Annotated in this window: 14 protein-coding genes; 5 read left to right on the plus strand and 9 right to left on the minus strand. The window is 58.4% G+C overall.

The features are described from left to right. The first annotated feature begins 222 nt into the window (after nt 1-222). Both fadE and F8R23_RS13150 read left to right on the plus strand, forming a co-directional pair. Nucleotides 223-2,679: an acyl-CoA dehydrogenase FadE gene (fadE, locus tag F8R23_RS13145; protein ID WP_151415704.1), complete on the plus strand. Its 2,457-nt coding sequence runs from the start codon at nt 223-225 to the stop codon at nt 2,677-2,679. Nucleotides 2,680-2,967: 288 nt separating this feature from the next. Further along, complete coding sequence (locus tag F8R23_RS13150; protein ID WP_129936060.1) at nt 2,968-3,120, plus strand: Hok/Gef family protein; 153 nt, start codon at nt 2,968-2,970, stop codon at nt 3,118-3,120. 85 nt (nt 3,121-3,205) lie between these two features. Here F8R23_RS13150 and mtnK read toward each other — a convergent pair whose 3' ends face one another. Next, the gene (gene mtnK / locus F8R23_RS13155) at nt 3,206-4,405 is read right to left on the minus strand and encodes an S-methyl-5-thioribose kinase (RefSeq protein ID WP_129936061.1); all 1,200 of its coding nucleotides are present in this window, start codon (nt 4,403-4,405) and stop codon (nt 3,206-3,208) included. A 144-nt stretch (nt 4,406-4,549) separates the two neighbouring features. Between mtnK and mtnA the strand changes: the two genes are divergently transcribed. After that, nucleotides 4,550-5,578 carry an S-methyl-5-thioribose-1-phosphate isomerase gene (gene mtnA, locus F8R23_RS13160; RefSeq protein WP_112347799.1) on the plus strand — a complete coding sequence of 343 codons (1,029 nt, stop codon included), beginning with the start codon at nt 4,550-4,552 and terminating at the stop codon, nt 5,576-5,578. A 17-nt stretch (nt 5,579-5,595) separates the two neighbouring features. Here the strand turns inward: mtnA and F8R23_RS13165 are convergent, their stop codons facing one another. Genes F8R23_RS13165 through F8R23_RS13175 form a run of 3 tightly spaced genes read right to left on the minus strand, consistent with a single transcriptional unit; the run spans nt 5,596 to nt 7,435 of the window. Continuing rightward, nucleotides 5,596-6,138 carry a 1,2-dihydroxy-3-keto-5-methylthiopentene dioxygenase gene (locus F8R23_RS13165; protein WP_099064932.1) on the minus strand — a complete coding sequence of 181 codons (543 nt, stop codon included), beginning with the start codon at nt 6,136-6,138 and terminating at the stop codon, nt 5,596-5,598. Further along, entirely contained in the window at nt 6,135-6,824 is a 690-nt protein-coding gene (gene mtnC, locus F8R23_RS13170; protein ID WP_129936063.1) for an acireductone synthase, read from the minus strand. The genes F8R23_RS13165 and mtnC overlap by 4 nt, the downstream gene beginning before the upstream one ends. Further along, nucleotides 6,821-7,435, minus strand: a complete 615-nt coding sequence (locus F8R23_RS13175) for a methylthioribulose 1-phosphate dehydratase (protein ID WP_112347801.1) — start codon at nt 7,433-7,435, stop codon at nt 6,821-6,823. The genes mtnC and F8R23_RS13175 overlap by 4 nt, the downstream gene beginning before the upstream one ends. 161 nt (nt 7,436-7,596) lie before the next feature. Here F8R23_RS13175 and F8R23_RS13180 point away from each other — a divergent pair, with 161 nt between their 5' ends. Both F8R23_RS13180 and F8R23_RS13185 read left to right on the plus strand, forming a co-directional pair. Then, nucleotides 7,597-8,757 carry a pyridoxal phosphate-dependent aminotransferase gene (locus F8R23_RS13180; RefSeq protein ID WP_129936064.1) on the plus strand — a complete coding sequence of 387 codons (1,161 nt, stop codon included), beginning with the start codon at nt 7,597-7,599 and terminating at the stop codon, nt 8,755-8,757. Continuing rightward, nucleotides 8,745-9,518, plus strand: coding sequence for an amidohydrolase (locus F8R23_RS13185; RefSeq protein ID WP_129936065.1), 774 nt, complete (start codon nt 8,745-8,747; stop codon nt 9,516-9,518). Before F8R23_RS13180 ends, F8R23_RS13185 begins: the two co-directional genes overlap by 13 nt. A 38-nt stretch (nt 9,519-9,556) precedes the next feature. Here the strand turns inward: F8R23_RS13185 and F8R23_RS13190 are convergent, their stop codons facing one another. From F8R23_RS13190 to F8R23_RS13210, 5 genes are read right to left on the minus strand one after another with little or no spacing between them, the layout of a single operon-like run. Next, nucleotides 9,557-10,909 carry a nucleobase:cation symporter-2 family protein gene (locus F8R23_RS13190; protein WP_129939063.1) on the minus strand — a complete coding sequence of 451 codons (1,353 nt, stop codon included), beginning with the start codon at nt 10,907-10,909 and terminating at the stop codon, nt 9,557-9,559. A gap of 37 nt (nt 10,910-10,946) precedes the next feature. Beyond that, nucleotides 10,947-11,282: a hydroxyisourate hydrolase gene (gene uraH, locus F8R23_RS13195; protein ID WP_112347804.1), complete on the minus strand. Its 336-nt coding sequence runs from the start codon at nt 11,280-11,282 to the stop codon at nt 10,947-10,949. Continuing rightward, complete coding sequence (uraD, locus tag F8R23_RS13200; RefSeq protein WP_129936067.1) at nt 11,275-11,775, minus strand: 2-oxo-4-hydroxy-4-carboxy-5-ureidoimidazoline decarboxylase; 501 nt, start codon at nt 11,773-11,775, stop codon at nt 11,275-11,277. The genes uraH and uraD overlap by 8 nt, the downstream gene beginning before the upstream one ends. Beyond that, nucleotides 11,775-13,031, minus strand: coding sequence for an allantoate amidohydrolase (hpxK, locus tag F8R23_RS13205; protein WP_151415705.1), 1,257 nt, complete (start codon nt 13,029-13,031; stop codon nt 11,775-11,777). Before hpxK ends, uraD begins: the two co-directional genes overlap by 1 nt. Beyond that, a complete protein-coding gene (locus F8R23_RS13210) occupies nt 13,031-14,272 on the minus strand; it encodes a pyridoxal-phosphate-dependent aminotransferase family protein (RefSeq protein WP_099064940.1) in 1,242 nt (413 codons plus the stop codon). The genes hpxK and F8R23_RS13210 overlap by 1 nt, the downstream gene beginning before the upstream one ends. Nucleotides 14,273-14,281 lie beyond the last annotated feature (9 nt).

Raw genomic sequence — 14,281 nt, forward strand, 5'->3', positions numbered from 1 at the left:
TCTTCCGCTCCGCAGTGTAACGGATCGGGGAAAAACCGAGAAGCATTGTCAGTCAAACAGCAGCCCGGTTGAGGCGCCGATGAGGTTTTTGATGATTGATGCGGTCAGTTTGTGACTTAAGTTGTAATTAAACTGTAAATGCATTGATAAAAATATGGGGTTGTACTAAAACCTATTACATACACACAACAGGTCAGACCTCTTGCCACTTCGGAGCTTCTTATGATGGTTCTTAGTATTGTTGTTTTACTGGCACTCATTGGTGTGGTGTTTTATCACCGAGTGAACCTCACCCTCAGTAGCCTTATTCTTCTGGCATACACCGCCGCCATGGGCGCCATCGGTCTGTGGAGCTTCTGGATGCTGCTGCCGCTGGCGATTATTCTGCTGCCACTGAACGTCACGTCACTGCGCCGTTCGTTGCTGTCTGCACCGGCGCTGCGCGCGTTCCGCAAGGTGATGCCGCCAATGTCCACCACCGAAAAGGAAGCGATCGAAGCCGGGACCACCTGGTGGGAAGGCGATCTGTTCCGCGGTACGCCGGACTGGAACAAGCTGCATAATTACCCTAAACCGCAGTTGACCGCCGAAGAACAAGCGTTTATCGACGGTCCGGTGGAAGAAGCCTGCCGCATGGCCAACGACTTCCAGATCACCCATGAACTGGCCGATTTGCCGCCGGAACTTTGGGCATACCTGAAAGAACACCGCTTCTTCGCGATGATCATCAAGAAAGAATACGGCGGCCTGGACTTCTCTCCTTATGCTCAGGCACGCGTACTGCAAAAACTGTCCGGTGTTTCCGGCATTCTGGCCATCACCGTCGGCGTGCCGAACTCCCTCGGTCCGGGCGAGCTGCTGCAACATTACGGTACTGACGAACAGAAAAACCATTACCTGCCAGGCCTGGCACGCGGCGACGAGATCCCTTGTTTCGCTCTGACAAGCCCGGAAGCGGGTTCCGATGCCGGTGCCATTCCGGACGTCGGCACCGTCTGTATGGGCGAGTGGCAAGGCGAACAGGTTCTGGGCATGCGCCTGACCTGGAACAAACGCTATATCACATTGGCACCGGTGGCGACCGTGCTGGGCCTGGCGTTCAAACTGTATGACCCGAACCACCTGCTGAGCACCAACGAATCACCGGGCATCACCTGTGCGCTGATCCCAACCAGCACGCCGGGTGTTGAAATCGGCAACCGTCACTTCCCGCTGAACGTGCCGTTCCAGAACGGTCCAACTCGCGGCAATGACGTGTTCGTCCCGATTGATTACATCATCGGCGGGCCAAAAATGGCCGGTCAGGGCTGGCGTATGCTGGTTGAATGCCTGTCGGTAGGTCGCGGTATCACCCTGCCTTCCAACTCTACCGGTAGCGTGAAATCCATGGCGCTGGGGATTGGCGCATACGCCCATATCCGCCGTCAGTTCAAACTGTCGATCGGCAAGATGGAAGGTATCGAAGAGCCACTGGCGCGTATCGCCGGTAACACCTATGTGATGGACGCAGCGGCTACGCTTATCACGAGTGGTCTGATGCTGGGCGAGAAACCGGCCGTGCTGTCGGCCATCGTGAAATACCACTGTACCCACCGCGGCCAGCAGGCAATCATTGATGCAATGGATATCGCCGGCGGTAAAGGCATCATGTTGGGGAAATCCAACTTCCTGGCCCGTGCCTATCAGGGCGCGCCTATCGCTATCACGGTAGAAGGCGCCAATATCCTGACCCGTACCATGATGATCTTCGGTCAGGGTGCGATCCGTTGCCATCCTTATGTGCTGGACGAAATGGCGGCAGCGCAGAATAACGATCTGAACGCCTATGACAAATTACTGTTCGGTCATCTGGGCCACGTAGGCAGCAACAAGGTACGCAGCTTCTGGCTGGGTTTGACCAACGGCCGCACCAGCAGTACACCGACCAAAGATGCAACTCGTCGTTACTACCAGCAGTTGAACCGCCTGAGCGCTAACCTGGCGCTGCTGTCGGACGTTTCCATGGGTGTACTGGGCGGCAGCCTGAAGCGCCGTGAACGTATCTCCGCCCGTCTGGGGGATATTCTCAGCCAAATGTATCTGGCTTCCGCTTCGCTGAAACGCTTTGAAGATGAAGGCCGTCAGAAAGAAGATTTGCCGCTGGTACATTGGGCCGTACAGGACAGTCTGCATCAGGCAGAACAGGCGCTGGACGATCTGCTGCGCAACTTCCCGAACCGCTTTATCGCCGGCGTGATGCGTCTGGTTATCTTCCCGTTAGGTCGCGTGCATACTGCACCGTCTGACCGTCTGGATCACCAGTTGGCCAAGATTATCCAACAACCGTCCGCCACCCGTAGCCGTCTGGGTCGTGGTCAGTATCTGACGCCAAGCGAGCATAACCCGGTCGGCCTGCTGGAAGCCGCATTGGTTGACGTGATCGCCGCCGAGCCGATCCACGATCGGTTGTGCAAGGCGGCCGGCAAGAACCTGCCGTTCACCCGACTGGATCGTCTGGCGCAGCGTGCACTGGAAGAAGGCAAGATTAACGCCGACGAAGCGAAGATCCTGGTGAAAGCCGAAGAGAGCCGTTTGCGTTCCATCAACGTGGATGACTTCGAGCCGGATGCGCTGGCGGCCAGTAAGCCGGAAAAGTTGCTCAAGCAGGATAAGCGCCAGAAACACACCGAAGCCGCGTAACTGCAATAAACTGACTTACCCAGGGGCGATAATCATCGCCCCTTTTCTATTTCTCCGCATAAGTGCGCGGTGCTCCGCAACGTTGCCAGAACGACTAATTTAACCCCGGGAATAATCGGATAGACTGTAGGTGGGTGCTCTGGATCTTTCTGTCCGGAGCCTTGTATTGGTAACGGATAGAAAGAGAAAGGCCCCGAGTCGATGTAATCAACCCGAGGCCACTCTGAACGTCTAGCAACGTCAGGTTAGCCTCTTCCCCGCCGCAAGGCAAGGATAAGGAGGTCAAAAATGCAGCAAGAACGGGTCATTCTAAGGCTGATGATTATCTGTATCACGCTGATAGCGCTGATGTGGATCAACCGCGGTTCGCTATGTGAACTGCGCATCACACAGGGAGACACGGAGGTTGCCGCCATTTTGGCTTACGAAACCGAAGGGTAAGGCAACCCAACGGCGGGGTTCGCCCCGCCTGTTGGTTGTTGGTGACGGATCCATGAGCACCCTTTTTTCACGGTATCCAGGAGATTTAACCGTTCTGGCGGATGCGCGCCAACAACGCGTCGATATGTTCGATTTGCGACGCGTTGACGATCAGCGCGCGGCCCAGACTCAATGCACTGCGCTGGCATTCGGTACGCATCTCGTCATCGCTGATACTGTCCAGATCGGCAACGTGCGCCAGACCTATGGTACGACGGATCAACTCACTGCCACAGTAGCCAACCGCATCGGTCCACACCTGCTGCAGGAACTGTTCGGCGTAGCCCGGTACTGCCAGTGCCAGTTCTCGGGCCTGTTGGTGACACAATGCCAGGAAACGATCGGCAAAAATCAGCCATAGTTCACGAACATCCTGCAAACGCTGCTCGCGCCCGGCAGCGGCGTCACGCGGCCCCAAAAGCCCTGGCAGACCGCAATAGTTCAGTAACAGATTGCCCAATACGCTGCCGACGTCGAAACCGATCGGGCCATAGAAACCAAATTCGGCGTCTATCGCCTTCAGCTTGCCTTCCGCGACAAAAACCGAGCCGCTGTGGATATCACCGTGCAACAGCGCCTCCGCCTTGCTCAGGAAACGATGCTTCAATCCGGCGACCGCCAGCCTCAGTGCCGCATCGTCACGCAACTCAAGGACCTGCGGCAACAGCACCGGATCAAACTGATTACGCTCATGGTCAATATAGGGATCGGTAAAGAACAGATCTTCGGTGATCTGGCACAGTTCGGGGTTACTAAAGCGACTAACCTCCGCTTTTTTCTCCTGCGCGGTCTGATAAAAGTCGGAAGTATGGAACAGGGTTTGCGCCAAATACTCCGCCAGTTGCCCGGCAGCCAACGGGTAATAGTGCCCCTTGAGTAACTCACTGCGCCAGATGTGGTGATCAGAAAGATCTTCCTGCACCATCACTGCCAGTTCAGGATCGTGATGCAACACCTTTACCGTATGCCTTGGACAAAAACCGCCATGGATCAACAGGGTTTCCGCTTCAATACGTGCGCGATCCAGGGTTAACGGCCAGGATTCGCCCACGCATCGAACATACGGCAGCGCCTGTTTGACTATCACCCGGCTCACACCATCACGATCGCGGATCTTGAATACCAGGTTCAGATTACCGTCACCAATCTCGTCAGCGCTAACCAACGCCTGGGGATCGGCTAACTGCCCATATTGACGGGCATACTCAACGGCATCAGCAGCAGTAAACGTACGATAATGCGACATTCCCAACCCCTCTGAACTTTCTCACTGACCCAGCGATTATATTTTTTTAGACGTAAAAGCATTTGGACGTCTATACATCCGGAAGTCATGTTGGCAGAATAGCTTTCCAGATGCAATAACTACGCAACAAGGAATTAACCGCCGATGCAAGCGCTTAACACCACCAGTTTGACCCTGAGTGACAACCGACTTTGGATCCTCGACCAGCAGGCTTTGCCGCAGGAAAAACAGTGGCGGACCTGCGACAGCGTGGAACAACTGGTTGACCATATTCTCACCTTGCGGGTGCGGGGTGCGCCGCTGATCGGCCTGTCTGCCAGCCTGTTATTGGCTCTGCTGGCGGAACGCGGCTTGTCGCGTGAGGAACTGGAGCAGGCACTGCTCACCCTGCGCGCCTCACGACCGACGGCGGTCAACCTGATGAACAACCTGGACCGCATGAAGCTGGCACTGGCACAACCGCACTGGGTGCCGGCAATGGTGGAAGAAGCACTACGCCTGGTGGAAGAAGATCGTCAATTGTGCGATCGCATTGCCGATCACGGCGCCGAGCTGGTGAAACCCGGCAGCCGCCTGCTGACCCACTGCAATACCGGGGGTCTGGCAACCGCCGGTATTGGTACTGCTATCGGCGTGCTGTTGCGCGCTCATCAGCAAGGCAAGGTACAGCAGGTGTGGGTCGATGAAACCCGCCCGTTGCTGCAAGGTGGCCGATTGACCGCCTGGGAGTTGGGTGAGCTGGGTATCCCCTACCGGCTGATTTGTGACTCCATGGCAGCCAGCCTGATGGCGCAAGGTCAGGTGGATGCGGTGTGGGTGGGTGCAGACCGCATCGCCGCCAACGGTGACGTCGCCAACAAGATTGGCACTTATAGCCTGGCAGTACTGGCACACTATCACCGCATTCCGTTCTACGTCGCGGCCCCGCACACTACGCACGATCCGCACTGTCCGAATGGTGCCGCAATCCCTATCGAGCAGCGCGCCGCAACTGAAGTGACCGGTGTATCCGGCAGTTTTGGCTCTTGCCAGTGGGCCCCTGCCGATGCCCAGGTTTATAACCCGGCGTTTGACGTGACGCCCGCGGCGTTGATTAGCGGTTGGGTGTTCGACAGCGGCGTGATCACGCCACAGCAGGTCAATGAAGGAATTTTCCAGCGGGCGTTAGGTTAACACCCGCATCGTAGCGGTCAGTCGAGGCGCGGATAGGCATCAGCGATGTTATCGCCGGTGAAATGCGCTACCCAGCCTTCCGGGTTATCGAACACGCGGATCGCAGTAAAATTCGGTGCCGACCCCATATCGAACCAATGGCGGGTATCGGCCGGCACCGAGATCAGATCGTTCTTCTCACACAGGATCTGGAAGATCTTGCCGTCCAGATGCAGGCAGAACAGCCCGGCCCCTTCAACAAAGAAACGTACTTCATCTTCGCCGTGCGTGTGTTCGGATAAAAACTTGCTGCGCAGCACTTCACGCTGGGCATTATCCGGACGCATGCTTATCACATCCCAACTCTGGTAGCCCTTCTCCGCCACCAGCCGATCGATCTGCTGCTGATAGGCGGCAATCACCGTCGCCGGCTCCGGGTTCTCACCCAGTTCACGGTCCGCCTGCCAGCGCTCAAAACGGACGCCAATTTGCGCCAATTGCTGCTGAATCGCCTGCGCATCGCGGCTCTGCCACAGTGGCTGCTGCGGCTCTTTATCACTGAAAATAGTCAAGCCACTCATGAGGCAAACTCCCCTAAATCGATATGATCAAAACGGTTAACCTGCGGATGTTGACTCTGGTTATCGGCGTCATCGCGGATCAGTTGGCAGGTATGCCAACCTGCGGCACGAGCGGCGTCCAGCTCTTGATGAATGTCGGAAAGGAATAACAGCTGGTCAGGGGCGATACCGATTTCACTGGCGATATTGCGGTACGAAGCAGTTTCACGCTTGGCACCGACGTGGGTATCGAAATAACCGCTGAACAGCGGCTGTAAATCCCCGGCATCGCTGTAGCCGAACAGCAGTTTCTGCGCCTCCACCGAGCCGGAAGAATAGACGTACAGCTTCAGCCCCTGCTGTTGCCAGGCGGCCAACTGTTCGGCCACCTCCGGGTACAAATGCCCGCGAAAATCGCCGTTCTGGTAGCCGCTGCGCCAGATGATGCCTTGCAGCGCCTTCAGCGCGGTAGATTTACGGTCTTCATCCATAAAGCGGTACAACGCGGTAATCAGTTGCTCGATATCCGCCTGCGGCTGCTCAAGTTCCTGGCGCAAAGCGGCCAGCGGGGCGGCGACTTCGGCCTCTTCAGCGTGCTGACGGAGAAAGGTCGCCAGGCGTTCGCGTGCATAGGGGAACAGCACCTGATGGACGAAACGGATATCGCTGGTCGTGCCTTCAATGTCGGTAACGATGGCGCGGATCATTTTGCCTCCAGTAAACGGCGTTGTAGTTCGCACTGGAACAGGAATTCCAGCCCTTCAAGATGACGACGTGCTTCCGCGACCTGGCGGCCCCAGCAATACAAACCGTGGCCGCGCACCAGAAAACCGTACTGTAGCGGCGTGACTTCGGCATGGGCCGCCACGCGCGCCGCTAAACGCGGGATATCCTGGTCGTTATCGAAAATCGGGATCACCACGCTGTCCAGATGCGTACTCTGGCCGCCGAGAGATTTTTGCATCTCATAGCCCTGCAACACCAGTCCATCGCTGCGTTCAACCCGCGACAGCACGGTCGCATTCACCGAATGCGTATGCAGCACCGCACCAATCTGCGGATATAGCCGGTAAATCAGGGTATGCAGACCGGTTTCCGCCGACGGCGTGCGGCCGCTCGGTACATGGTTGCTGGCGGTTTCCACCAGCAGGAAGTCAGTTTCGGTCAGGCTGCCTTTATCCTTCCCGGATTCGGTCACCAGACAATGCTGGTCATCGAGACGCAGCGACATATTGCCACCGGTCGCTGGGCACCAGCCCTTTTCACCAATCCAGTGACAGGCAGACAATAGCGCTGTAAGTTGCGGATTTTCGGTCATTATCGTTTCCCGGTCTGTAAGGTCATCTGCAGGTGAAGCTTAGAATGATTTGATTAATGGTTAGATTTTTTCTTCATTTAGCCATCTAAGCGTCTTGATTGCCAAATACTAACATCGTGTTATATTGACGGCAACATAAGCGCCAGGAGTATTAGCCTGCTATGAGCACTTCAGCATTGATTCCCGAAAGTAAACTGCCCGCGCTGGGCACCACCATTTTCACCCAGATGAGTGCGCTGGCGGCGCAGCATCAGGCAATCAACCTGTCGCAGGGCTTCCCCGATTTCGATGGCCCGGACCACCTGAAAGAACGTCTGGCCTGGCATGTCAGCCAGGGCGCGAACCAATATGCTCCGATGACCGGTGTCGCCCCACTGCGTGAGGCCATCGCCGAGAAAACCGCCGCCCTGTACGGCTGGCTGCCGGACGCCACTAACGAAGTCACCGTCACCGCGGGTGCCACCGAGGCGCTGTTCGCCGCTATCAGCGCGCTGGTACGCCCTGGCGATGAAGTTATCTGCTTTGATCCCAGCTACGACAGCTATGCGCCGGCGGTGACCTTATCCGGCGGCACGCTAAAACGCATTGCGCTACAGCCCCCGGCGTTCAACGTCGACTGGTCGCAGTTCGGCAAGTTGCTTTCACCACGTACCCGGCTGGTGATCCTCAATACGCCGCACAACCCTTCCGCCACGGCCTGGCAGGCAGAAGATATGCAGCAACTGTGGCACGCCATTGGCGATCACGAAATCTACGTGCTGAGCGATGAAGTCTACGAACACATTTGTTTTGCTAAAGGCGGCCACACCAGCGTATTGGCTCACCCACAGTTGCGTCAGCGGGCCATCGCCGTGTCTTCCTTCGGTAAAACCTTCCACATGACCGGCTGGAAAGTGGGTTACTGCGTGGCTCCGGCCGCGCTGAGTGCGGAGGTGCGCAAGGTGCACCAGTACCTGACCTTCTCGGTCAACACCCCGGCCCAGTTGGCACTGGCGGATATGCTGCGCAGCGAGCCGGAACACTGGCAGCAATTGTCGGCATTTTACCGTGCCAAGCGCGATCGTTTTGTGCAGGCGCTGTCCAACAGTCGACTGGAAATTTTACCCTGCGAGGGTACATACTTCTTACTGGCAGATTACAGCGCCGTTTCCGATTTGGACGACGTGGCATTCTGCCATTGGTTAACCGAGCACGTTGGCGTGGCGGCGATCCCGCTGTCGGTCTTCTGTGCCGATCCTTTCCCTCATAAATTGATCCGGCTGTGCTTCGCTAAACAGGATGCCACGCTGGATGCGGCTGCGGAGCGGTTATGTCGACTTTAAAAATTACCCTGTTGCAGCAACCTTTGGTTTGGCGCGATGGCGAGGCCAACCTGCGTCATTTTGATGCGCTGCTGGCGCCGTTAAGCGGCCGCGATTTGATTGTGCTGCCGGAGATGTTTACCACCGGCTTTGCTATGGATGCCGGGGAAAGCGCACTGCCGGAACAGCAGGTCGTCGACTGGCTGCACGGCTGGGCGAGTAAAAGTAACGCCCTGGTCGGCGGCAGCGTAGCGCTGAAAACTGCCGAGGGCGCGGTTAACCGTTTCCTGCTGGTCGAGCCGAACGGCCGGGTGCATGCCTATGATAAGCGCCATCTGTTCCGCATGGCCGGTGAGCACCTGCACTATCAGGCTGGCAAACGGCGTGAAATTTTCGAGTGGCGTGGTTGGCGCATCCTGCCGCAGATCTGTTATGACCTGCGTTTCCCGGTGTGGTCCCGCTATCAACAGGATTACGATCTGGCGCTGTACGTCGCCAACTGGCCGGCACCGCGCAGCAAACACTGGCAAACGCTGCTGGCGGCACGCGCCATTGAGAACCAGGTGTTCGTGGCTGGCTGCAACCGCGTCGGCGAAGACGGTAACGGCCTGAACTACAGCGGTGACAGCCTGATCCTCAGCCCGCAGGGGGAAACATTGGCCCAGGAGGAACCCGGTGTCGCCGCACGGCTGGACGCCGAACTGTCGCTGGAAAACCTGCAAAGCTACCGCAGCGCCTTCCCGGCCTGGCGTGATGCCGACAGCTTCCTGCGCCACGATTAATCCTTTCGGGTCGGGCGCGGTCCGCTGCGCCCGTTGTTTCAGGAAAGCTCCTCTTCCACCGCTTTTTCTTCTTTGGCACCAATAGGGTTAAACAGCAGGTTCAGCAGCAACGCCACCAGGCAAGAAGCGCTGATACCGGAATGCAATAAGGTACGCACCCAGTTCGGGAACTGATCGTAAAAGGTCGGCACCACGATCGGGATCATGCCGAAGGCAATCGCCGTCGCCACCACCACCAGATTCATATTGTCCTTGTAATCCACCTTTGCCAGGGTGCGGATCCCACTGGCAGCCACCGAACCGAACAGCACCACGCCTGCGCCACCCAACACCGGCAACGGAATACAGGCCACCAGTCGCCCCAGCACCGGCAGTAACCCCAGCAGCACCAAAATGGCCCCTCCGGCGCTGACCACAAAGCGACTCTTCACGCCGGTGATCGCCACCAATCCGATGTTCTGGGCAAACGAGCTTTGTGGGAATGAGTTGAATACTGGCGACAGCGCGCTGGACAACATATCGGCGCGTAGACCATTGGCTATGCGGCGCGCATTCACCGGCGAACCGACGATCTCGCCAACCGCCATCAACCCGGCGGTGGTTTCCGTCAGCAACACCAGCACGATCAACAGCATGGAGAGGGTCGCGCTCAGTTCGAAGGTCGGCCAACCGTAGGCGAAAGGCTCGGGGAATGCCAGCCATGGCCCGCTGCTTACGGCGGCAAAGCTTACTTTACCCACCAGCACGGCGACCACGCAGCCGACCGCCATCGCCAGCAACACCGACAGCCGTTTTAGCGCCGGAGAACCGACCTTGTTCAACAGCAGAATCACCACCAGCGTGAAAGCCGCCAGGCCAATATTCCCGGTTGATCCCCAGTCTGCCGCCCTGGCGTTGCCGCCCATGGCCCAGCGCACCGCCACCGGCATCAGTGACAGCCCGATCACCGTCACCACGGTGCCAGTGACCACCGGCGGGAAGAAGCGGATAATTTGTGAGAAGAACGGCGCGATCAACAGCCCTATCAGCGAGGCGGCAATCACCGCACCGAACACCGCCGGCAACCCGCCATCGCCGGTCACAATCGTCACCATGGTCGCCACCCCGGCAAAGGAAACGCCCTGTACCAGCGGTAGACGTGAGCCGAAACCGGGTGCCCCAAGGGTTTGCAACAGCGTAGCCAGCCCGCTGACAAACAGGGCTGCCGTCACCAGCATACCAATCTGCGGCGCGCTTAACCCTGCGGCCGACCCGATGATCAGCGGCGGTGCAATAATCCCGCCGTACATGGTCAGAATATGCTGCAAGCCGTAGGCGAAGGTCTTTGCCAGCGGCAGTTTTTCATCTTCCGGGCAGCACGAAGCCGCGCCCTTATCCTGAGACAGAGCCATAGGTACCTCGTCGATGCGGGTTAACCGCTAAGGGCGTTTAACTGCCCCGGTAGGTTGAGTAGGAATACGGACTAATGAGCAGCGGTAAATGGTAATGCTGCGCCGCATCATTGATGACAAAATCGATAATTGCCGTGGCATACAAGGTTGCACGCCGGTCAGCGGCAAAGTAAGCGCCGAGATCGGCAGACAGACGGTAATGCCCGGCGGGCAGGCTATCAGGGGTTAGGTCACGCGCACGGCCGTCGGCATCGGTATGGCTTTCTGCCAGGGTTCGCCACTGCCCGTCCTGTTGCTGCTCCAGCCACACCCGCATCCCCGCAGCGGGTTTACCGAGTGAGGTGTCCAGAATATGGGTGCTGATATTACTCATCGCTCAGTAACTCCTTAAAACGCAGCATCACGATTTCACGCAGTTGTTCGGCGGTTTCCTGCCGTTCCTGCTCCGCACTGTTATTCAATCGCCGTTGTAACTCACGTAAAATACTCTGACCATCGCGACCGGCGGCACGGATCAAAAACACCTGGCCAAATTGCTGTTCATAGCGTTGATTCTCGTCCCGCAGTGCTTCAGCTAACTCAGCATCCTGCGCGTTGACCGCCGCTTGCTCGCGCTGCGAAAACTGCGCCTCTTGTCCCTGACCCTTGGCACGTTCGCCGATACGCGGGTGCTGGGCCAGTGCCTGGCTGATCTCTTCCGGCTGCCAGCGCAGTGCCGCTTGCCAGGCCACCGCCAGCGCGGCGTCGATGCTGCTGAAGGGCCGTGCTACTATCACTGCCGCGTTCCAGGCCGCAATATCTACGCAGGGCCGCAGCAAACGCTCCGCTTCCTCCAGCGGCAATTGATTAAATCGTTGCAGCCTCATCAGGCCTCCTCCCAACCGCTAACCGTCTGGCAGTAAGCCTGGATCGCCAGCGCCACATCGGACTGGCTGACGGCTTCGGCCGGATGGTGGCTAATGCCGCGATCGCAGCGGACAAACAGCATCCCCACCGGCCAACAGGTCGCTACGGCAATCGCATCATGCCCGGCGCCGCTCGGCAACGCCATGCTGCGCCCCTGTACCGCCATCACGCTCTGCTGCCAGCATTGTTGCAAATTTGCATCACAGGCCGTTGCATTTATGCGGTAAAACTCTTCACTGTCAAAACGCAGTCCCCGACGGGTACAGATCGCCTGCGCCTGCTCCAGCAATTGCGTCAACAGCGCTGCCAGCGGGCCATCTTCCGGGCCGCGTACATCGAGGGTCAGTTTGACTTCACCAGGGATCACATTGACCGCCCCCGGCAGGCTTTCAATTAGGCCAACGGTAGCCACCAGGTGCCGATCGCTGGCCGAAGTCATCGCCTCTACCGCCATCATCCATTCCGCCGCCGCCGCCAGCGCGTCTTTACGTTGCCCCATCGGCACGGTACCGGCATGGCCTGCCTGGCCGGTAAAGGTACAGTTAAGCCGACGGGCGCCGTTAATCGCCGTCACCACGCCCAAAGCCAGATCGGCAGCCTCCAGACAGGGCCCTTGCTCAATATGCAGTTCCAGATAGCCACAGATATCACTTTGCGCGCGTCGCGCTTCGCCAACCGCCGCCGGATCCAGCCCAAACTCACGTAATGCCTGTGCCACGCTAATGCCATCAGCATCGGTGCGTTCCAGCCAATCCGCCGGCCACTGTCCGGTAATGCCCCGGCTGCCCAGCAGCGCGATACTAAAGCGCGTGCCTTCTTCATCAGCAAAGCCAATCACCTCAACCGCCACCGGCAAACGACGCTGCTGCCGATGCAAATGCGCCACCACTTCCAGCGCGGTCAACACGCCGAGCATGCCGTCATAGCGCCCGGCGTTGCGCACCGTGTCCAGATGCGAACCAAGCAGCAGCGCAGGCGCATCTGGCGTTTGGCCTTCATAACGGCCACAGAGGTTACCAACGCTGTCCTGCCAGACCTTCATGCCGATAGTGCGCATCCAGTCGCCCACCAGTTGGTTGGCGCGTTGATGTTCCGGCGACAGGTAAACCCGGGTCAACTGGCCCGGCGTGGCGCTGATCGCCGCCAGCGCATCGCAGCGGGCCATCACCCGAGCCGCAGCCTGCTCCGCCTCCTGGGCGGTTAACAGCGCCGCCATCAACGACTCCCGTCGTCGTAGGTATTCCAGGCCGCCTGCAGCGCTTCACCCTGTTTGCTGGCGAAACCCAGCCGGTTCAGCACAGCTTCCAGCGCGGTGAGGGTCTGCAGTACGCAGTCTTTACGCGCGTTGTAGCCCATGGTGCCGATGCGCCAAATCTTGCCCTGCAGCGGGCCGAACGAGGTGCCGATCTCAATGGCGAAATCGTTCAGCATCATCTGGCGGACCTGCTCGCCGTGCACCTGTTGCGGGATCACCACGCCGAGCACGTTATTCATGCGGTTATCAAGATCGCCGAACACTTCCAGCCCCATGCCCTGAATGCCGGCCAGCATCGCCGCGCCGTGCAGCTTATGCCGGGCGATGGTGTTATCTAGCCCTTCTTCCAGGATCACCCGGGCGCACTCACGCGCGGCAAACAGCATACTGGTGGCTTCGGTATGGTGATTCAGACGCTCCGGGCCCCAGTAATCCATGATCATGCCGAGATCGAAGTAGTTGGAATAGATCATTTCGTCGTCACCATCTGCGTGGTCGAGGGTGCGAATGCCCTGCTCTACGCATTTGCGGCGGCGAACGATCTCTTCAAACTGCGGGCTGAGAGTGACCGGCGAACTGCCCGACGGGCCACCCAGACATTTTTGCAGGCCGGCAGAGACCGCATCCAGCCCCCAGGCATCGGTTTCCAGCGGGTTGCCGGCAAACGAAGCGGTGGCATCGGTGTAAAACAGCACGCCATGGCGACGGCAGATATCCCCCAATTCCGCCAGCGGCTGCAGCATAGTGGTAGAGGTGTCGCCTTGCACCGTCAAAAGCAGGCGCGGGCGTACTTTCTTGATCGCGTCTTCAATCTGGTCGGCAGTGAATACCTCGCCCCAGGGCACCTCTATGGTGTGCACTTCGGCGCGGCAGCGGCGGGCTATCTCACACAGCAGATGACCGAAACGCCCAAACACCGGCACCAGCACCTTGTCGCCAGGGCGGATTGAAGAGACCAGCATCGCTTCGATACCGGAGCGGGAAGTGCCGTCTACCAGCAGCGTCCAGCGGTTTTCGGTGCGGAACAGCGCGCGATACAGCTCCATCACCTGATTCATGTAACCGGTCATCGCCGGATCGTACTGACCAATCAACTGGCTCGACATGGCGCGCAGCACGCGCGGATCCGCGTTGATCGGCCCCGGCCCCATCAGCAGGCGGGCGGGTGGATTGATCTGATCGAATTGAGTGATATCTAACATGTTAATTCC

Origin of the sequence: Serratia proteamaculans, from assembly GCF_008830365.1 — a bacterium.
In the GTDB taxonomy this organism is placed as follows: domain Bacteria; phylum Pseudomonadota; class Gammaproteobacteria; order Enterobacterales; family Enterobacteriaceae; genus Serratia; species Serratia proteamaculans.